Source organism: Bradyrhizobium zhanjiangense (assembly GCF_004114935.1).
GTDB classification, from domain to species: domain Bacteria; phylum Pseudomonadota; class Alphaproteobacteria; order Rhizobiales; family Xanthobacteraceae; genus Bradyrhizobium; species Bradyrhizobium zhanjiangense.
Genome location: NZ_CP022221.1, coordinates 1,655,368 through 1,674,395, shown reverse-complemented (window position 1 = coordinate 1,674,395; position 19,028 = coordinate 1,655,368). Strand labels below are relative to the sequence as shown.

The window sequence follows — 19,028 nt, the reverse complement described above, 5'->3', positions numbered from 1 at the left end:
ACCTCGTGGGGGAGGAGCGAGACTGGCCCATGCGGTTCGGATGGCGCGCGATCTCCGGTCCGGTGCTGACGGCAGCGACCCTGCTGCTGGCGATGCTCTTCGATCGCTTCGTCCCCACTCCCTCGCCTGCGCCGCTGCTGGTCTGCCTCGTGGCGCTTGCCGGCGCGCTGTCGGGCCTCGCCTCGGCCATGACCAGTGCAGCCGTCGCGGTGATCGGCGCGGCACTGCTCTTCCTCAACCATCACGGCGTCTCCGGCTATGGCAACGCGGATCTGGTCCGGCTCGGCCTCCTGGCAATCACGGTTGCCGGCACCGCTGGCATCACCGGCCTGATGCGCGCGCGGATGCTCGGCACGTTCGCGGCCGAGCGCCAGAGCCACGCCACCGCCGCACGCCTGTCGGCCGCGCTCGACCAGATCGATATCGGCGTCGTGCTGCTCGATGCTGAGACGCGGGCCGAATTCATCAACCGCGCGTTCCGCGAATATTTTGCGGTGCCGGACCAGATCGCCGACGGCAAGCCGCCCTTCATCGCGCTGATGTATCACGGCCGCGACACCGGCGCGTTCGAGCTGCCCGAGGACGAACTCGGCACCTTCATCGCCCAGCGCATGGAGATGGTGCGGATCGGCGATGCCACGCCGATCAGCATTGCCTTGCGCAACGGCGAGGTGCTGCGTTTCGTCTGCACCGCGCTGCCCGACGGCGGCCGCATGCTGAGCTACACGCCGGTGACCGACCTCGTGCGCCACACCGATGCGCCGGCGAGCGCCGACTACTATCGCTCGCTGCGCGATCCCGCGAACCGAAGGCTGATGAGCTATCTCCGCGTTGCGGAGTAGGCGCGGCAACGTGCGCGCATCGTACGCCGGCGCTCGCGGATACAGCCCCTCACCCCACCGTCTCCCCGTAAGAACGGGGCGAGGGAGCGAGAAGCCGGTGCGCACCTCACTTTCGACTGTGCCGATATCTCTACCTCTCCCCGCCCTTCTGCTTGGAGAGGTCGGATCGCGCAAGCGATCCGGGTGAGGGGCAAGGCAAGCTGTCGCCACGACTGAATGTCCATCCGACTCGCGAGACAAATTGATCAGCAAGCCCGTCATGGGTATGAAGTATCCTTCATCGATCGCGGAAATTCACATGTCCCTCACCATTCGAGCCGTCACCAAACAGGACTACGATCAATGGCTGCCGCTGTGGGACGGCTACAATGCCTTCTACGGCCGTTCGGGTCCGACCGCGCTTGCGCCCGAGATCACGCGCATGACGTGGCAGCGTTTCTTCGACGCCTACGAGCCGATGCACGCGCTGGTCGCCGAGAGCGATGGCCAATTGCTTGGACTGACGCACTATCTTTTCCATCGCAGCACCACGGCGATCGAACCGTCCTGCTATTTGCAGGATTTGTTCACGCGCGAGGTTGTGCGCGGCAAGGGCGTCGGCTCCGCGCTGATCCATGGTGTGTATGAACGGGCGAAACTGGCGGGGTCGCCGCGCGTCTACTGGCAGACGCACGAGACCAATTTCACGGCGCAGCGCCTGTACGACAAGGTCGCCGAGCGCTCCGGATTCATCGTCTACCGCAAGCTGTTCTGATTCCTCTCCACACCCTGTGGATAAGTCCCACTGTCACCCTCGCGTAACATAGCAGGGCTACGCTCGCGCCTGCGTCTGATCAGGCCCCCCCGTCACCGATCAAGCGCCCCAAGCGGTCCCCGTCAGTCGCCGCGTCTGACAGGGGCCGCATTTTTTTGTCCGCCTCATGGGCATGGCAGCAGCGCGGCGAGCGGCTTGCTGATGGGGGGCGCCGTGGTCAGAATGCGCCGCGGCTCATCTGACAGGATCTCCCATGGACATTCGCAATCTCGGCGCCTCCGGCCTGCGCGTCTCTGCGGTCGGGCTCGGCTGCAACAATTTCGGCCAGCGCACAGATCTGGAGACCTCGCGCAAGGTGATCCATCGCGCGCTCGATCTCGGCATCACGCTGTTCGACACTGCCGACATCTATTCGAGCATGGGCGGCTCGGAGACGGTGCTCGGCACCGTGCTGGGCGACCGCCGCAAGGATATCGTGCTGGCGACGAAATATTCGAAGCCGATGGCGGAGGACGGCACCAAGCAGGGTGCCTCGCGCCGTTACATCATGAACGCGGTCGAGGCGAGCCTGAGACGGCTCAAGACCGACTACATCGACCTCTACCAGCAGCACGATTACGATCCGCTGACGCCGATCGAGGAGAGCCTGCGCGCCCTCGACGATCTCGTCCGGCAGGGCAAAGTCCGCTACATCGGCAATTCGAACTTTCCGGCCTGGCGCGTCGCAGAGGCGGAGTACGTCGCACGCGCGATGAATCTCAGCCGCTTCGTCTCCTGCCAGGACGAATATTCCCTTCTCGTGCGCGACATCGAGAAAGATCTGTTGCCGGCAGCAACGGAATACAAGCTCGGGCTATTGCCGTTCTTCCCGCTCGCAAGCGGACTTCTGACCGGCAAATACCGAAGGGGCGAGGCCGCGCCTGATGATACCCGCTTCGGCAAGGTGCCGCGGCTGCGCGACCGCTACGTCACGCCGCGCAACGAGGACATCGTCGAGAAGCTCACGGCCTTCGCCAAAACACGCGGGCACAGCATGCTCGAGCTCGCCTTCTCCTGGCTCGCCGCGCGACCGCAAGTGTCGAGCGTGATCGCCGGCGCCACCCGCGTCGAGCAGGTCGAGGAGAATGTCAAGGCGATCGGGTGGAAGCTCAGCGCGGAGGAGATGGTGGAGATCGACAAGATCACGCAGGGCTGATCTTTGCGGCGGCGCTACTTCGCGCCGCGTCCCACCGTCTGCATCACCTCAAAACCTTCGAATTGGGGATGGCCGAGATAAAGCGGCTTATTATCGCCCGCCTTGTGGTGCGCCGCGCGAAACGCCTCCGACTTGGTCCACGCCTCGAACGCCGCATAATTCGCCCAGACAGTGTGCGAGGCATACAGCGTGTGGTCCTCGAGCTCGGGGCCCTTCAACAGATGGAATTCGACGAAGCCCGGCACCTTGTCCAGATGCGTGTCGCGCGTGAGCCAGACCTGCTCGAACGCGGACTCGGAGCCCTTGGCGACGCGGAAGCGGTTCATGGCGATGTACATGGCGGCGGTTCTCCTGATGCTCGGCTCATCATGTCGTCATTCCGGGACGCGCCGCAAGGCGCGGGCCCGGAATCCATTTTGCGACAGAACCGGTGGAGGAATGGATTCATTCTTAGATGCGCAATTGCGCATCATAGCTCGCGCCACGCGCACCCCGGAATGACGACGGCAGTTGTTAAGCCACCAATCCCTTCATCGGCCGTGCTGCGACGCTATCCGGGAACACCGCCTCCGCCAGCACGCGATCCGAGAGCCCAAATTGCCCCTGCAGCACGCCCTTGATCACGGAGCGCAGATCCGTGGTGGGCTTGAGATCGCGCCCTTCATGGAGGTTGGCGAGTTTGAGGCCCGGCCAGTCCGAGATGACGCGGCCGCCCTTCACGGCGCCGCCGGCGAGCAGCGCTATCGTTCCCGTGCCGTGATCGGTGCCGTCGGTGCCGTTGATGCGCGCGGTGCGGCCGAACTCGGTGGCGACGACGACCACAGCGTCGCGCCAGCGCGCGCCGAGCCCGTTTTCAAATTCGGCGAGCGCGCCGTCGAGCCCGCCGAGCAGGAAGGCGAGAGGCCCCACCGGGCCGCCTTCATTGGCGTGTGTGTCCCAGCCGTCGAAGGTGAGCGCGGCGATGCGCGGACCGTCGTCGGCGGCCATCAGCTTTGCCGCGCCGCGCGCCACCTGCCGCATCTGCGCGGCTGCATTGCCGCGTTTCGGCTTCATGTCGTCGCCGCTTGCAGCCTTGTCGAGCTGGAGGCCTTGCGACAAAGCCGTCGCCAGCACGGGATCGCGATGGCGGTAGAGCTCGACGAGGCGCATCGCGGTGTCGTCGTCGGCCTGCGGCAGGGCGACCGGCGCCCAGCCGACGGTCGGTGCATTGCCGCGCAGCACCAGCGGCGTGGTCGGGCCGACGGCAAGCCCGCTCGATACCCGCTCGCCGCGCGGCAGCGCTTCCAGCGCGCGATTGAGCCAGCCGGATTGCACCCGGCCCGGGCCGGCATAGCCGCTCTCGAGCACGTCCTGGCCGTCGAAATGCGAACGATCGCGATACGGTGTTGCGACCGCGTGGATCACCGCGGCGTGCATCTCGCGATACATGCGGGAAAACTCCGGCATCGCCGGATGCAGCGCGAAGAACGAGTCGAGCATGATCGCGGGATGCGTACCATCAGCCGTGAGCGCGATCGAGCCGTGCAGGCCGGCGTAATCGGGGTCGCCGATCGGGGCGACGGTCGAAAGCCCGTCAAGCGCGCCGCGCAGGATCACCACGACCAGGCGCGGATCGCGCCCGTCGGCAGCGCGGGCAAATTTGGGCAGATAAGCCCAGGCCGCGAAGGAGGCGCCGCCGAGCAGGAGTCCTCGGCGCGAGGTGAGGAGCCGGTTCTCGACGCAGTCGATCATCGTCATCTCCGCTGCATTTCCGGTGACATCAACAGCAGCGCCAGCGCCTGCTGCCGCGACTCCGCGCGCTCGATGGTTCGCCGTGTCTCGATGGAGGCCGCGTCCGCAGCCGCGAATTCCAGGAGGTCGAGCGGATCGATGTTGTTGCCGAGCCGCGCCCCCATCTGCGCCGCGATGTCGAGCCGCAGCTTCATGCCTTCGGGCGCGGCCCAGGCGGCGCTGGTGTCAGGGAAACCGTTCGGTCCCGCCGGCGACCACAGGGGTTGGCCGAGCAAGTTCAGATTGTTCAGATAGGTGCCGGGATCCTCCGGCACGCGCGCGAGCAGCCGGCCGCTGGCAACCAGGAAATCGTACGGCGAGCGCATCTTGGTCAGCGGCGCTTTCCACGCTTCATCGGAATCGACCAGCGCCATGGCAAGCGCCTTCAGGTCGCCGTCGGTCTTGACGAAGATGTCGCGCAACCGCGCAACCAGAGTAGGCGGCGGATCATCGGCGACGAAGTGACGGACCAATTTGGTGGCGATGAAATTCGCGGTCGAGGCATGGCGCGCGATGTCGGCGAGCGCGGCCTCGCCCTGCGCGAGGCCCGCCTGAGCGTACGTCTTGCCGAGCAGTATCTGCGACCCGGGCTGATGCGCATTGACGTTGAACACGAAGGAGCCAGGCACTCCTAATTGTCCCTGCCGTCCGGCAAAGGTCCAGCCGGTGATAATGCGCGCGAGCGAGGTGACGTCGTCCTGCGTATAGCCGCCGCCAACGCCGAGCGTATGCAGCTCCATGATCTCGCGCGCCAGATTTTCGTTCAGCCCGCGCTTGCGGTTTTGCCCGGCGCGCGAATCCGGTCCGAGCGATTGCTGGTTGTCGAGGAAGAACAGCATCGCCGGATGCTGCTCGGCCGCCCTCAGCATATCGGCGAAGCACCCGAGCACGTGCGGCCTGATCGCCTCGCGCTCGAACGCGCCGGCCCAGATCCGCGCCAGCTCCCCCTTGCTGGCGGAGATGCAGAAATGGTTTGACCAGAACACGACGAGACGCTCGGTGAAGCCGCAGTCGGCAAGGGTGGCGCGCTGCAACCGGGCCAGCGCCTCGGCGCGAAACGTCTTCTGGATGACGTTGAGCGGTTGCGGCGCGGGCTTTGCGGCAGGCGGCGCGGCGGCGTTGGGCTGCATGGCCTCCGGCTTCGCCGCATGATCGGCCGGTCTTGCATCCGCCATCTGGCCGGCGACCTCCGCCGCCGCTGCGTTCAGCGAGAGATTGCGGCGCAGGGCGGGCTTCTGATCGGCGGGCGCTTGTGTCGACGGTGCTTCAGCGGCCGCCTTCGCGGCCTCGCGCGCCTGCTTGACCTGGTCCTGATAGGCGAACACTGCCTGCCCCAGCTGCGGCGTCGATTGCAAGCCCGGCGCTTCCAGCAGCACGCCATGGGGGCGCGCGAGCTCTGCCTTCACGAAACCGCGCGGATCGGAGGCTGCGTTGATGAGATCGCCGGACGCGCCGCCGCGGGCGCCGAAGCCGAAGCGGTTGAGCGCAACAAGCGCGGCTTGCGAATCGCGGGCCATCGATCTGTCCTTCGCGCGTTGGGGGCCGCTTTCGGAGTCCGTGCGCAACGCGTAATATACCGCAGCGACAGATGAACCCGACATGAAAATGACGGCGAAGCTTCGACGTAGATCATGACAAATTCGCAAGAATCCTCATTGCAGGAACCGCGCCGCCTCACCTGCTCCCGCTGCGGCACCGAGTTCGGCTGCGACCTCTCAGGCAATTGCTGGTGCGCGGAGGAGACGGCAAAACTGCCGATGCCAATCGAGGGCGAGGATTGTTTGTGCCGGGAGTGTTTGCGCAAGGCGGCGGCAGAGGCGCGTAGCCCGGATGGAGCGCAAGCGTAATCCGGGAATCATTCCGCGAACGCAAATCCCGGATTGCGCTTCGCTCCATCCGGGCTACGGCAGTATCGTAGGGTGGGCAAAGCGAAGCGTGCCCACCATTTCATTGCGTGTGTGGGAGATGGTGGGCACGGCGCTTTGCGCCTTTGCCCACCCTACGAGGCTTATACCTCATGCCCCGGCGACTTTCGCGCCATGCCGTCGAACGCGTCGAGCAATTTCTCGCGCCAGACGTAGACCGGGTCGTCCGCCTCGAGCAGCTTGAACGGGCTCACCACCCGCGCCCATTGAAAACCGCCGAACACGATGTAGTCGGCATAGTTCGGCGCGGCGCCGCCGATGAAGGGCTGCTTCTTCAACGTCTGCCGCATCACCTCCAGCGACCTGCGGAACGCGACCACGCCGGTGTCGCGGTTGGCCATGACCTCTTCCAGCGACTTGCCGCCGAAGCGCGCCTCGCGCGACTGGCGGAAATAGGCGGCATCGACCTCGGCGAGGTTGTTCGGAATGTCGGCGACGATCAGCGGAAAGATGCCGCCGACGATGGCGATATCGCCGAAGGCATTGATCATGCGCGCCATGGCGCGACCGCCCTCGCCGCCAAACAACGACGGACGATCCGGAAAATTGTCTTCGAGATAGTTCGCGATGATCCAGGAATCGACCACGGGCTTGTCGTGATGCAGCAGCACCGGGACTTTCTCCGAGCCGTGCGGCGCGATCGCGCTCTTCTCGGTGAAGCGCCAGGGCAGCGATTGTGCCGTCAGGCCCTTGTGCGCGAGCGCCATCCGCGTGCGCCAGCAATACGGGCTGAACGGGCGCGCGGCGTCGGTGCCGACGAGTTCGAACAGTTTGAGTGACATGAAAGGCAACTCCATCCGCTCCGTCATTGCGAGGAGCTCTTGCGACGAAGCAATCCAGACCGCCGCCGCAGGGACATTCTGGATTGCTTCGCTTGCGCTCGCAATGACGATGTGGAGAGATCACCGCCCGTTCGCGCGCAATAGCCGCTCGCCGCCTTCCGTCACCGCGATGATCAGCCCGATTCCGGGCACCGTCTCGCGCGCGACATAGCCGCGCTCAGTGGCGTCTTCCCAGATGGTGAGGCGCGGGCACGAGGTCTTCCAGGTCGCGATCACCTCGGCATAGGCGCGCGGTTCGCGTGCGACCCATTCGACGAAATCCAGCACCAGCGGATCGGTGGCCTCGCTCATTGCAAACCTCCCTTGTCGAAGGCCGCCAGCACCGGTGTGCGAACCAGGAGCCAGCCGCCATAGGCCATGTAGTAGCAAGCGATGGTGGTGATCAGTTTGTTCGACCAAGCCACGAATTGCTGGTCGGTCATCGCTTCCAGGATGCGCCGCGCCAGCGTGGTGCCGAGCATGGACGCCGCAATCGCGACGCCGGCGAGCACGGGATCGAGGCTCGCGGCCTGGTCGATGATACCGCCGAAATAGACCAGCTTGGTGAAATGGCTGACGAGCTGGCACATTGCCTTGGTCGCCACCTTCTCGCGCCGGCCGAAATCGCCGCCGAGGAAGAAGGTGTCGAGCAGCGGGCCGGAGACGCCGGTCATCAGCATCAATCCCATGCAGATCGTGCCGTAGGCCGTGCCCTGCCAGAGCCTATCAGGGTCCGGCTTGATGTTCGCGGGCAGCAGGCGCGCCATGAACGGGGTGATGCCGAGCAGCAGCAGCGCCATCGGCTTGTCCGGCACGTAGCGGGTGAGCGACCAGGCCGCGAGTGCGATGGCAGCGCCGACCATGTAGTTCGCGACCGGCCGCCAGCGGATATGCGTCCGCCAGAGCAATGCGCGCCAGCCGTTCGAGGCCATCTGCGTGATCGCATGCAGCACCATCGCGGTCGGCAGCGGCATCAAGGCCAAGAGCACGCCGATCAGGATCAGCCCGCCCGCCATGCCGAACAGCCCGGATAGGAACGCTGTGGCGACCATCAGCAATCCGAGGGCAGCGATCATGATGGACGTCACGAAGGGAGTCTCCTGTCGGCTGGTAAGGGACGCAGGCTGCTTGCGCCGCGCTTCGGACGATGCTTCGCATCGCTCGGCGCGCGTCGCCTCTCCCCGCACGCGGGGGAGAGGCGAAGAGAACGTGCCTCGCTTGCCCTTCCTTCGCAAACTGAGTTATCTTGGCCTGGCATCAGCTTTCCTGAGGGTGGGGCATTTGCGGCGGCTGCTGTTTCTCAACGGCATCAAGGCATTCGAGGCGGCGGCGCGGACCGGCAGCTTTGCCGCGGCCGGCGTCGAGCTCAACGTCTCGGCGGCTGCCGTCAGCCGCATGGTGCATCTGCTGGAACAGCGGCTCGGCCTCGCGCTGTTCGAGCGCAAGGCCAACAAGCTCGTGCTGACGCAGGCCGGCCGTGCCTATCAGAGCGGTCTGACGCCGATCTTCGATGCGCTGGCGAGCCTCACCGCGCAGGTGACCGCGCCCTCCAGCATGCGCGTGCTCACCATCGGCGTCGGCCACACCTTTGCGATGCGCTGGCTGATCCCACGTCTGTCGGAATTTCGCAGCGAGGAGCCTGATATCGAGGTGCGCTTCACCACCGGCGGCGCCTCGGTGCCATTTGGCGAGGACTGGAGCTGCGGCATCAAGCTCGGCACCGGCGACTGGCCCGGCCTCGTCGCCGAGCCGCTGTTCGCCGGCGACCTCACGCCGGTCTGCGTGCCGCGCCTTGCGAGCGGCCTGAAGCGGCCGGCCGATCTGAGGGGACCGAGCCTGATCCGCGTCGCGCATTCGCCGGAGGACTGGCCGCTCTGGCTCAAGGCCGCGAGCCTGGCGCGCATCAGCGCGCGCGGGCCTGAGTTCCAGTTCTACGGCCAGGCGCTCCAGGCCGCCGCCGACGGGCTCGGCATCGCCATGGGCATCCGGCCCTATATCGACGACGACCTCGCCGCCGGACGGCTGGTGGCGCCGTTCGATCTCTCAGTGCCCAAGGGCATGCGCTGGTACCTGCTCTATCGCAGTTTCCAGACCGAGCAGCGCGACTTCGCCGCGTTTCGCCGCTGGATCATGCGCACGGCGTCGGAACCGGCGGCGCGTCCGGTGCGGCGGATCGGCCGTGCTGCGGCGCGGAACTGAGCGTCAGCTGCCCGTATGCACTTTGGTCAATTGGTGCCACGGACTCCCGCCTCTCCCGCTTGCGGGAGAGGCCGACGCGCTCCGGGCGATGCGAAGCATCGTCCCGCGCGCGGCGGGTGAGGGCTCTCTCCACACTGGGAATCTCTCTGCGGAAACACCCTCTCCCCAACCCTCCCCCGCAAGCGGGGGAGGGAGCGCACCAACCGTACGGAACCGGGCGTCTTTTATGCGTCAGGCAAAAAAGCCCCGCGGCTTGTGAACGGCCTCACATCCTGAAATTCGCAAATGTGGTCCCCTGACCCTCCGAAAAGAAAAGTGGGACCTATAGAATGACGACCCTTTACGACGGCTTTGACATCGAATCCTTCGAAGCTGGCAAGGGACTGTGGCACGCCCGCATCCGGCGCGCCGATTTCAGCCCGGTTGCCATCGACGGCGTGCTGTTTCCGGCCATGGAAGTCGGCTTCGCCTGGCCTGATCGCGACGCCGCGATTGCCGATGCCAAGCACCACATCGATCGCTTCCGCCGGCGGGCCCGATAGCGACGACGAATAGACGAGCGGGTCTGCAACGGACCAGCGACAGGGCGGCGTGGGAACCGGTCATGTCAATCATCGAAGCCGACGGACGGCCGCGGATCTATGCCCGCGCCGTGCTGTCCAACTGCCCGGAATGCGACGGCGATCTAATGGTGCTGCGTGTGATCGGCGGTCGCGCCGGATGCGAGTACTGGACCATGCGCTGCCCCGATTGCGGCGGCATCCATCTCGACATCCTGAGGCCGCATCAGGCGGGCGAGGACGACGAGGGGCCGCGGCCGGCGGTGTGAGCCTCGAGGCTGCTGCCAGCCTGCTGTCAGCAGGCTGCATGACGACGGCCATTCGCCCTTTATCGCGGGGCGGACTCGTCCCATATTCGCCCCATGGCGAAGAAACCTGCATCCTCCGAAAAATCCGGCAAATCCCCGAAGACCAAGGCCCCGAACTCGAAGGCGCATCGTCCCGATGTGCAGCCGATCGGGCCGGCGCTGGCCGAGCTGCTCAATCCCGCGATCAATCGCGGCGATGCGGGCCTGGGATCGGGCACCGGCCTGCAGCCGCCGCCGGACAATTCGCGCGATCGCCGCGCCGGGGGCGAAGCCGCCGCGCATCGCGCGCGCGCCTCGACGCCGAAGGAGTTTCCGCAGGATACGGCCAAGCCCACTGTAAAGCCGATGCCGCCGGGGGCGTCCACCGAAGGCTTCGACGAAGCGCCGCAGGCCAATTACGGAACCTCGGCCACGATCCCCAAACTCGATCCGGAATTGGCACGTCAGCTCGGCCTTCCCACTGAAGAGGACGATGCCGAGGCGCTGGCGCGGCCACCGCGCTCCAAGATGGAGGCACTGGGCGTCAAGGCCACCGCGGATGCGCTGGAGGCGCTGATCCGCGAGGGCCGCCCGGAATTCCGCAAGGACGATGGCTCGATGCGGGTCTGGACGCCGCACCGGCCGCCGCGCCCGGAAAAATCCGAAGGCGGCGTGCGCTTCGAGATCAAGTCTGAATATGAGCCCAAGGGCGACCAGCCGACCGCGATTGCCGAGCTCGTCGAGGGCGTCAATCGCCACGACCGTTCGCAGGTGCTGCTCGGCGTCACCGGCTCGGGCAAGACTTACACGATGGCCAAGGTGATCGAGGCGACGCAGCGCCCTGCCCTGATCCTGGCGCCGAACAAGACACTCGCGGCCCAGCTCTATGGCGAGTTCAAGAATTTCTTCCCGGATAACGCGGTCGAGTATTTCGTCTCCTACTACGACTATTACCAGCCGGAAGCTTACGTCCCGCGCACCGACACCTATATCGAGAAGGATTCCTCGATCAACGAGCAGATCGACCGCATGCGCCACTCGGCGACGCGCGCGCTGCTCGAACGCGACGACGTCATCATCGTCGCGTCGGTGTCCTGCATCTACGGTATCGGCTCGGTCGAAACCTACACCGCGATGACGTTCGCGCTGAAGAAGGGCGAGCGCATCGACCAGCGCCAGCTCATCGCCGACCTCGTCGCGCTCCAGTACAAGCGCACCCAGGCGGATTTCACCCGCGGCACGTTTCGCGTCCGCGGCGACGTCATCGACATCTTCCCCGCGCACTATGAGGACCGCGCCTGGCGCGTGAACCTATTCGGCGACACCATCGAGAACATCGAGGAGTTCGATCCACTCACCGGCCACAAGCAGGACGAGCTCGAGTTCATCAAGATGTACGCCAACTCGCACTATGTGACGCCGCGCCCGACGCTGGTTCAGGCGATCAAGTCGATCAAGTTCGAATTGAAGCAGCGGCTGGATCAGCTCCACGATCAGGGACGTCTTCTGGAGGCGCAGCGGCTGGAGCAGCGCACCACTTTCGACCTCGAGATGATGGAGGCGACCGGAAGCTGCGCCGGCATCGAGAACTATTCGCGCTACCTCACCGGCCGCCGCCCCGGCGAGCCGCCGCCGACACTGTTCGAATACGTGCCCGACAACGCCCTGATCTTCGCCGACGAGAGCCACGTCACCATCCCGCAGATCGGCGCCATGTTCCGCGGCGACTTCCGCCGCAAGGCGACGCTCGCCGAATACGGCTTCCGCCTGCCCTCCTGCATGGACAACCGCCCCTTGCGCTTCGAGGAGTGGGACATGATGCGGCCGCAGACCATCGCGGTGTCGGCGACGCCGAGCGGCTGGGAGCTGAACGAGAGCGGCGGCGTATTCGTCGAGCAGGTGATCCGCCCCACCGGGCTGATTGATCCTCCGGTGGACATCCGCCCCGCCCGCACCCAGGTCGACGATCTCGTCGGCGAGGTCCGCGCCACTGCGCAGGCCGGCTATCGCTCGCTGATCACCGTGCTGACCAAGCGCATGGCGGAGGACCTCACCGAATATCTGCACGAGCAGGGCATTCGCGTCCGCTACATGCACTCCGACATCGACACCATCGAACGCATCGAGATCATCAGGGATCTCCGCCTCGGCGCCTTCGACGCGCTGGTCGGCATCAACCTCTTGCGCGAAGGCCTCGACATTCCCGAATGCGCGCTGGTCGCCATTCTCGACGCCGACAAGGAAGGCTTTCTGCGCAGCGAGACCTCGCTGATCCAGACCATCGGCCGCGCCGCGCGCAACGTCGACGGCAAAGTGATCCTCTACGCCGACCAGATGACCGGCTCGATGGAGCGCGCCATCGCCGAGACCAACCGTCGCCGCGAGAAGCAGGTCGAGTACAACACCGCCAACGGCATCACGCCGGAGAGCGTGAAGAAGCAGATCGGCGACATCCTCAACTCGGTCTACGAGCGCGATCACGTGCTGGTCGAGGTCGGCGGCCACGACATGACCGACGACGTCATCTCGATCGGCCACAATTTCGAGGCGGTGCTCGCCGATCTCGAGACCCGCATGCGCGAGGCCGCCGCCGATCTGAACTTCGAGGAAGCCGCGCGCCTGCGCGACGAAGTCAAGCGCCTGCGCGCCACCGAGCTCGCCGTGGTCGACGATCCCACCGCCAAGCAGCGGGCCGTGCAGGGCAAGGCCGGCGCCTACGCCGGAGCGAAGAAATACGGCGACGCTGCCAACCTCCCGGTCAGCGCGATGAAGAACAAGAGCGCCGCAACGGCGCTCAAGGCCGGCGGCGGCAAGGGCTCACGCGTGCACAAGCCGCATCTCGACGAGATGCACGGCCCGGAATCGCTGCCCTACCGCGCGAGCCCGACACTGCCGTCAAAGCCGTTCGGCAGCACCAGCCGGATCATCCAGCCGACGGACTCGCGGCAGTCGGGTCCGGAGTTCGGGCCGGCGCCGAAGTCGACGGGCGGGGCGCCGGGGCGACGGGGCGGGTGGAAGAAGAGGTAGGCGCATCCGCGCGAGTGGTGGCTATGGATTCCGGGCTCGCCGCTTTGCGGCGCCCCGGAATGACGAGGAGAGATTACCCCACGCTCGACGTCACCACGGCCATCACCGACAGCAGCAGCATGATGGTCACGAGCTGGAGCGAGGCGATGGGCTGGGTGCGCCAGGCGGTGATCTTGTCGGACAGCGACAGATGGGCCTCGAAGAATTTTGGCTCGTAGACGGTCTTGAAGAAGGCCGGGAAGCTTGGGCCAAGGGTCACCGCGAGCAGCGCATGGGCAAGCGAGGCGATGGCGACGAAGATGGCGACGCCGGGGTCGCCGACGAGGTCGTGGTTGCCGGCGAGCTTGAGAAGGCGGCGGCGGCGAAGGTCGGGAAACTCTGGAGGGTCGCGGTCAGCGCGAGGCCTTCGAGCGCGTTATGCAGGCGGGACTTTCTGGCGGCGGCGATGGTGGCCATGGCACGTCTCCCTGATGACATGGGGATGACGTTGTTAGCTGCGGTGTCAAAGTGGTGATGTGAGATGGGTCACGCGGCGCGGCGGGCCCTTTGCCTCGCCCCGCTTGCGGGGCATGGCTATCGCATGTGATCTCTTGGAGCCGCCTGAGCAAGCGCCTCGTCCTTCGAGACGACCGCTCCGCGGTCTCCTCAGGATGAGGCTAATTGGCATCGGGGCCGTTGGAACTGCTGCCGCACACTCCGCCCTCATCCTGAGAAGGCCGCCAAAGCGGGCGTCTCGCGCGGGCGGACGGGATGTAAGGGGGCCGGCGGTCTCCCGCTGCCCACCATCTCCATGGCGTCGTCCTGGCGAAGGCCAGGACGACACCGGGGGTGGACGCGGGCCTTCGGTTCCATAAGGCCTGCGCTCAGAACCGGGAAATTACCGGACTCTGTTGTAAATCTCACAAACTGCGTTCAATGGTGCATTGCGAAAACGTGAATTGCGTTTTGACCGAAATCCCGTAGTTATTCGTACACGAACGAGTTGAGCCCCGGCACCTTACTGTGCATGGGGTTTGTTTTCCGTTTTTTGCAAGCCAGCTTCAGGACTGCCCCAAATGACAGAGCACAGCCTCTGGCGTTTCTCGCGCGCGTTGCACCGCGCGATCAACGACCGGCATTTCAGCGATATCGAGGCCCTGATCGACGAGGATATCGCGTGGGCGCTGTACGGTCCGATCGACATGTTTCCATTCCTCGGCGCACGGCAGGGCAAGGACGCCGTGCTCGACGTCATCCGCCAGCTCGCCGACAATTTCCATGTTCGCCGCTTTGATCGCGAGAGCATCATGCTCGGCGTCGATTCCGCCGCCTCGATGCTGCGCTATTCGCTGACGGCACTCGATTCCAATAAGCCGATCAGCTTGCGCGTCGCGCAGTTCGCCCAGTTCAGGGCGGGCAAGCTCGTCAGCATGCGGGTGCTGATCGACACATTCGACCTGGTCGAGCAGGCACTCGGCCGCGCCATTCATCTGCCGAAGATGAGCCGCGCCGGCTGAGGGGGACGCCAACGGGTCCCGGTATTCGGGACCGATGACGACACTCACATGACGCCCTGGCCTCCAGCCCCGCCGGATGCGGCCGTGTCAGAAGCTCGTTGTCGGGCGCGCGCTCTTCGCGCGGCCCGTTGGTTCGTCATTCGAGGCGAGCCGTCACAATTTCGCGACGATGGATCAGCATGTTTCGCGCGGAATTGGCGCATGGCCGAAGGCCGATATATATTATCGAAAAGCATGCGCTGGGGTTCGTGGGCAGGACGATGGAATTCTCGACAGGGTTTGGCTGGACCAGGCTGCCGTTGCTGGCGGCCGCCTTCATCTTGGGCTCGGTGTTAACGGTCTCGGCGCAGATCATTCCGCCCACAGCGGCCGCGCCTGACGACGAGGCTGAGACTGCGGCGACGAAGGCCCCCGACGTCAACGACCCCGATGTGCTCAAGGGCATCGACGTCGACAAGCTCGACTGGAGCCAGCTCGCGGTCGATGCCGGCACCGGCATTGACCCCATGGCCGCCAAGAAGCGCGCCCAGGCCGCGGCCAAGGATGGCCTCGACTGGTCGTCGAACCCCAATGCGAACGGCTCCTCGGCGGTGAAGGTGAAGCAATCCGTGTTCTCGTTCTGGGATACGCGGATCGGCGCCGACATGACGGTGACGCGCGAGCCGCGGACGATGTCCGAGTTGCTGGCGCAGAAGGCCACCAATGGCGGCAGCCTGCCGCAATCCTCCGGCAGCGCCTGGGCCACCGCGACCGCGCCGGGCGCGGGCTCGATCTGGGACAAGACCGCGGTGGAGGCCCGGGTCGATCCCGGCACCGAACAGAGCAAGATCGGGGCGTCGCTGATCAAGTCGGTGCCGCTGTCGGGCGACACGTCGCTGACGCTCCAGAACGGCTACAGCGTCAACCAGCAGGGCACGACGGCTGTCCCCGGCATCGGCGGCCACATCACGCGAAATTACGAGACCGACCAGACCGCCAAGGTCACCCTCACTGACACCGGAACCAGCATCACCGCCGGCCAGACGCTGTCGACCACCGACGACAAATGGCTGCGCAAGTTCGGCGCCGAGCAAAAGCTGTTCGACAACGTCACCGTCTCCGGCTCGGTCGGCGAGACCTCGCAAGGCGCGCTCAACAAGAGCCTGACGGCCGGGTTCAAGAAGAGCTGGTAGCTCTTTCGCCTCTCCCCGCAAGAGCGGGACGAGGGAGTCGACGACTGCTCGAATCGCAGCCATTCACACTCTCCTAACCATACGCCACGGCAAAACCCCCGAATGGTCCGCCCTTGCCGCATCTCGGCCCATTTGCGGTCAAAATCGGGCGTCCTAGTCGCCCAAACAGACGTCGTCGTGCGGGGGACACTCGCGCCGCGCTCAAACGCGAAAAGGGGAATAACGATGAACGCCATCCGTCCGGAAAAGACCGAAACCACCGAGACCGAGACCGTCGACAACAACCTCGCCGCCGTGACCGAGGTCGAGGCCGGCATCCGCGATTTCGTCCGCAACGACATCGCCTATCTGCGCCGGCCGGCGGCCACGACCGACGCGCCGCCGCTCGACGCGAGCGCCGAAGCCACCGTCAACAACGTCAACTCGCTGATCCAGCGCGTGGCCGGAACCTCGCTGGCCGAGATCGAGAATTTGATCTCCGAGCTCGAGAGCCTGCGCGACCTGCTCCATGCCGAAGGCCAGCGCGTCCAGCGCGAGATCTCCGGCTACGCCCAGCTCAGCCAGGCCGCGATGAAGTCGACCCGCATGATCGCCGACAACGTCGCGCAGTGGAAGCGCGCCGCCGACGGCCTGCGCAACAGCTGATCGCAAGCACAAGCATCACCGGCCGCCGCGTTCCCGAAAGGGAGCGCGGCGGTTTTGATTTGAGGATCTCGTGCCCCGGGCGCGGTGCGGCACGCAGTGACGCGCCGCAGAACCGGGGCCCATCGTTCGGATGAACGCGCGGCGTGATGGGTCCCGGCTCTGCGCAGCAGCGTTGCACGCTGCAGCGCGTCCGGGACACGAGAGTGCAGTTTGAACCCTCCACCCCTCCCCAGCGACGAATGCCAAGCGCCCGCAGCCTTTCGGCCGGGCCGGGGGGACATGTGATGGAAAGCATTCGGCCCGACAACACGGACCCTATATCACTGCGGCCGGCGCCGAATCAGCTCGGCACGATCATGCTGCGCTTTGTCGGATTGCTGGCGGTTGCGATCGCGGTGCTGGCGTTCGTCTACAGCCGCTGACACGGGGCCTGACGCGGCCCCGACAATTCTACGAACCCTTACCGGGCGGCTTCCACGGTCGAGGCTTCCAGGGTGTAGCCGCCATCGGCATAACCCTTCACCACCATGCCGGCGACCAGCATCACGGCCAGCGTCGCAGTCGCGAAGATGAATCCGACAAATTTGAGTGCGCCGCGATCTGCCATGGTCCTCGTCCCCTGTCTCTGCCCAATTCGTTTCAAATAGACAGCGACAGGTTCATAATTAGTTAGCAACTCGGTGGTTCCGCCAAACTGCTTCGCGGTAACCATGTTGCGCAGGCTTATGGCAGCCGCCTGGAATCGCGTCCATAGCGCGCGAGCAACACTCGCGCACTCAATTGGACCGTTCATCTTGGAACAGGTCTAGCCACCCTTCCGCATCGGCACGAAGGCGGTGGCGGTGATCGAGTAAACCTCCTCGCCGCGCTGGTTGATGCCGGTGGTGCGGGCCGTCAAAATGCCCCAGCCGGGGCGCGAGGCGGAGCTGCGCTTGTCGATGACGATGCTGACGTAACTGACGGTGTCGCCGGCGAGCACCGGCCTGATCCAGCGCAGGTCGCGAAAGCCCGGCGATGGACCCCAGACCGCGACTTCCTCGCCGCGCGAGGTGGCCTCACGCGCCAGGCGCTGGCCGTCGGCGACAAGCAGGCTCATGCAGGCGGAGCCGACATGCCAACCGGAGGCGGCGAGCCCGCCGAACAGCGAGTTCTTGCCTTCCTCTTCGTCGAGGTGAAAGCGCTGCGGGTCGAACTTCGCGGCGAAGGTCTTGATCGACTCCGCCGTGAACGTATAGGTGCCGATCTCGCGGCGCTGGCCGATCTCGATGTCCTCGAAGAACCGCATCAGAGCGCTCCCTCGCGCCGCTTGATCAGGATCGGCGAGGTCATCTCGGCGAGGGCCTGCCCCGCCGCGTTGCGCGCGGTGCATTTGAACTTGACGATGCCGAGCTCCGGGCGGCTCTTCGACGTGCGCGCCTCCACGACATCGACGTCGAGCATGAGGTCGTCGCCGGGCCGGAGCGGAGACAACCAGCGCACCTCGTCGACGCCGGGCGAGCCGAGCGAAGCGGCGCGCGTGATAAAACCGTCGGCCATCATCCGCATCATCAGCGAACAGAGGTGCCAGCCCGAGCCGGACAGGCCGCGCAGCATGCTTCTCGCCGCCGCCTCTTCATCGAGGTGCATCGGCTGCGGATCGAACTCGGCGGCAAAGGCCAAAATCTCGTCGCGTGTGACATGGCGCGGGCCGAACGTTCCGAACCGCCCGGGCGGGAAATCTTCGAAGGTCAGGGTCATCTTGGGATTGGTTCGTGGAAATGACAGATTGTGGCCGCACTTTACGGCAATCTCAACCCGCGGGCCCGCATGGCTCGTGCTACATTCGGCGCAGCGGGGTTGGTCTTGAGTCGGATCAACCGGGGGGTCAGGATCATTGAGCAAGGCCCAATTTGGCAAGGCCGCTTTGCCCTGGGGAGAGCGATGTTTTCATTCAGCGACCTGTTTCAATGGGACCGCTTCATCACACCGACGATCATCAAGACCTTCTACTGGCTGGTGATCGCGCTGATCTGCCTGTTCGGCCTCTCCGGCATCTTCTCCGGCTTGGCTGCGATGGCGATCAGTCCGTTCGGCGGCTTCCTGGTGCTGCTGTCGTCGATTGCGAGCGTCGTCGTCGGCGTGGTGTTCTCGCGCATCCTCGCCGAGCTGATCCTGATTGTCTTCCGCATCAACGAGCATCTCGGCGCGATCAGGGACCAGGGCAGCGGGACGCGGTGAGGACGGCGCAGGTGCCGTAGGGTGGGTTAGCCGAAGGCGTAACCCACCAACTTCGTTCGGCAAACGCGGAAGCATGGTGGGTTACGCCATCGACTGCGCTTCGCGCAGCCGAGGGCTA

The 19,028-nt window shown here is 65.5% G+C and carries 23 protein-coding genes and 1 pseudogene; 14 read left to right on the top strand and 10 right to left on the bottom strand.

The genetic code is table 11. The features are described 5' to 3' along the window. Positions 1-29: 29 nt before the first annotated feature. The 3 genes from XH85_RS08010 (at position 30) to XH85_RS08000 (ending at position 2,791) form a co-directional block, all read left to right on the top strand. Positions 30-842, top strand: a complete 813-nt coding sequence (locus XH85_RS08010) for a PAS-domain containing protein (protein WP_128931460.1) — start codon at positions 30-32, stop codon at positions 840-842. 298 nt (positions 843-1,140) lie between these two features. Beyond that, positions 1,141-1,596 carry a GNAT family N-acetyltransferase gene (locus XH85_RS08005; RefSeq protein WP_128931459.1) on the top strand — a complete coding sequence of 152 codons (456 nt, stop codon included), beginning with the start codon at positions 1,141-1,143 and terminating at the stop codon, positions 1,594-1,596. A 253-nt stretch (positions 1,597-1,849) separates the two neighbouring features. After that, positions 1,850-2,791 (top strand): aldo/keto reductase, encoded by a 942-nt coding sequence (locus XH85_RS08000; RefSeq protein WP_128931458.1) that lies wholly within the window; start codon positions 1,850-1,852, stop codon positions 2,789-2,791. Positions 2,792-2,805: 14 nt separating this feature from the next. On the opposite strand, the gene hmuQ is transcribed toward XH85_RS08000, so the two are convergent. From hmuQ to XH85_RS07985, 3 genes are all read right to left on the bottom strand, one after another. After that, positions 2,806-3,129, bottom strand: coding sequence for a heme-degrading protein HmuQ (gene hmuQ, locus XH85_RS07995; protein WP_128931457.1), 324 nt, complete (start codon positions 3,127-3,129; stop codon positions 2,806-2,808). Between the two features lie 175 nt (positions 3,130-3,304). After that, positions 3,305-4,528, bottom strand: a complete 1,224-nt coding sequence (locus XH85_RS07990) for a DUF1501 domain-containing protein (protein ID WP_128931456.1) — start codon at positions 4,526-4,528, stop codon at positions 3,305-3,307. After that, positions 4,525-6,078, bottom strand: a complete 1,554-nt coding sequence (locus XH85_RS07985) for a DUF1800 domain-containing protein (protein ID WP_164940246.1) — start codon at positions 6,076-6,078, stop codon at positions 4,525-4,527. Before XH85_RS07985 ends, XH85_RS07990 begins: the two co-directional genes overlap by 4 nt. Before the next feature lie 114 nt (positions 6,079-6,192). On the opposite strand from XH85_RS07985, the gene XH85_RS46145 reads away from it, so the two are divergent. After that, positions 6,193-6,408, top strand: a complete 216-nt coding sequence (locus tag XH85_RS46145; protein WP_128931454.1) for a cysteine-rich CWC family protein — start codon at positions 6,193-6,195, stop codon at positions 6,406-6,408. A 161-nt stretch (positions 6,409-6,569) separates the two neighbouring features. On the opposite strand, the gene XH85_RS07975 is transcribed toward XH85_RS46145, so the two are convergent. The 3 genes from XH85_RS07975 to XH85_RS07965 all read right to left on the bottom strand — a co-directional run bounded on the left by XH85_RS07975 (position 6,570) and on the right by XH85_RS07965 (position 8,395). After that, positions 6,570-7,268, bottom strand: coding sequence for a glutathione S-transferase family protein (locus XH85_RS07975; RefSeq protein ID WP_164940247.1), 699 nt, complete (start codon positions 7,266-7,268; stop codon positions 6,570-6,572). A 120-nt stretch (positions 7,269-7,388) separates the two neighbouring features. Then, positions 7,389-7,619 (bottom strand): hypothetical protein, encoded by a 231-nt coding sequence (locus tag XH85_RS07970; RefSeq protein ID WP_091886673.1) that lies wholly within the window; start codon positions 7,617-7,619, stop codon positions 7,389-7,391. Next, entirely contained in the window at positions 7,616-8,395 is a 780-nt protein-coding gene (locus XH85_RS07965) for a sulfite exporter TauE/SafE family protein (RefSeq protein WP_128931452.1), read from the bottom strand. Before XH85_RS07965 ends, XH85_RS07970 begins: the two co-directional genes overlap by 4 nt. Before the next feature lie 193 nt (positions 8,396-8,588). On the opposite strand from XH85_RS07965, the gene XH85_RS07960 reads away from it, so the two are divergent. The 4 genes and pseudogenes from XH85_RS07960 to uvrB all read left to right on the top strand — a co-directional run bounded on the left by XH85_RS07960 (position 8,589) and on the right by uvrB (position 13,380). Further along, positions 8,589-9,506: a LysR substrate-binding domain-containing protein gene (locus XH85_RS07960; RefSeq protein ID WP_128931451.1), complete on the top strand. Its 918-nt coding sequence runs from the start codon at positions 8,589-8,591 to the stop codon at positions 9,504-9,506. A gap of 329 nt (positions 9,507-9,835) precedes the next feature. After that, positions 9,836-10,061: pseudogene (locus tag XH85_RS07955) on the top strand (hypothetical protein). A gap of 49 nt (positions 10,062-10,110) precedes the next feature. Beyond that, positions 10,111-10,335 (top strand): TFIIB-type zinc ribbon-containing protein, encoded by a 225-nt coding sequence (locus XH85_RS07950; RefSeq protein ID WP_128931449.1) that lies wholly within the window; start codon positions 10,111-10,113, stop codon positions 10,333-10,335. Positions 10,336-10,428: 93 nt separating this feature from the next. Further along, positions 10,429-13,380 (top strand): excinuclease ABC subunit UvrB, encoded by a 2,952-nt coding sequence (gene uvrB, locus XH85_RS07945; protein ID WP_128931448.1) that lies wholly within the window; start codon positions 10,429-10,431, stop codon positions 13,378-13,380. A 73-nt stretch (positions 13,381-13,453) separates the two neighbouring features. On the opposite strand, the gene XH85_RS46140 is transcribed toward uvrB, so the two are convergent. Then, entirely contained in the window at positions 13,454-13,639 is a 186-nt protein-coding gene (locus tag XH85_RS46140; RefSeq protein WP_245473477.1) for a hypothetical protein, read from the bottom strand. A gap of 12 nt (positions 13,640-13,651) precedes the next feature. Here XH85_RS46140 and XH85_RS46135 point away from each other — a divergent pair, with 12 nt between their 5' ends. The 5 genes from XH85_RS46135 to XH85_RS44780 all read left to right on the top strand — a co-directional run bounded on the left by XH85_RS46135 (position 13,652) and on the right by XH85_RS44780 (position 17,115). Further along, complete coding sequence (locus XH85_RS46135; RefSeq protein WP_245473478.1) at positions 13,652-13,894, top strand: hypothetical protein; 243 nt, start codon at positions 13,652-13,654, stop codon at positions 13,892-13,894. 541 nt (positions 13,895-14,435) lie between these two features. After that, complete coding sequence (locus XH85_RS07935; RefSeq protein ID WP_128931447.1) at positions 14,436-14,876, top strand: nuclear transport factor 2 family protein; 441 nt, start codon at positions 14,436-14,438, stop codon at positions 14,874-14,876. Between the two features lie 260 nt (positions 14,877-15,136). Continuing rightward, complete coding sequence (locus tag XH85_RS07930; protein WP_128931446.1) at positions 15,137-16,048, top strand: hypothetical protein; 912 nt, start codon at positions 15,137-15,139, stop codon at positions 16,046-16,048. A 225-nt stretch (positions 16,049-16,273) separates the two neighbouring features. Further along, positions 16,274-16,693 (top strand): hypothetical protein, encoded by a 420-nt coding sequence (locus XH85_RS07925; protein WP_091886700.1) that lies wholly within the window; start codon positions 16,274-16,276, stop codon positions 16,691-16,693. Between the two features lie 284 nt (positions 16,694-16,977). Continuing rightward, a complete protein-coding gene (locus XH85_RS44780) occupies positions 16,978-17,115 on the top strand; it encodes a hypothetical protein (protein WP_164934668.1) in 138 nt (45 codons plus the stop codon). A gap of 38 nt (positions 17,116-17,153) precedes the next feature. Here XH85_RS44780 and XH85_RS44775 read toward each other — a convergent pair whose 3' ends face one another. The 3 genes from XH85_RS44775 to XH85_RS07915 all read right to left on the bottom strand — a co-directional run bounded on the left by XH85_RS44775 (position 17,154) and on the right by XH85_RS07915 (position 18,430). Next, entirely contained in the window at positions 17,154-17,300 is a 147-nt protein-coding gene (locus XH85_RS44775) for a hypothetical protein (protein WP_164934669.1), read from the bottom strand. A 198-nt stretch (positions 17,301-17,498) separates the two neighbouring features. Next, positions 17,499-17,978, bottom strand: a complete 480-nt coding sequence (locus tag XH85_RS07920; protein ID WP_128931445.1) for a MaoC family dehydratase — start codon at positions 17,976-17,978, stop codon at positions 17,499-17,501. Then, on the bottom strand, positions 17,978-18,430 hold the full coding sequence (locus XH85_RS07915) for a MaoC family dehydratase (protein ID WP_128931444.1): 453 nt from the start codon (positions 18,428-18,430) through the stop codon (positions 17,978-17,980). The genes XH85_RS07920 and XH85_RS07915 overlap by 1 nt, the downstream gene beginning before the upstream one ends. A gap of 183 nt (positions 18,431-18,613) precedes the next feature. On the opposite strand from XH85_RS07915, the gene XH85_RS07910 reads away from it, so the two are divergent. Further along, the gene (locus XH85_RS07910) at positions 18,614-18,910 is read left to right on the top strand and encodes a DUF4282 domain-containing protein (RefSeq protein WP_091886710.1); all 297 of its coding nucleotides are present in this window, start codon (positions 18,614-18,616) and stop codon (positions 18,908-18,910) included. Positions 18,911-19,028 lie beyond the last annotated feature (118 nt).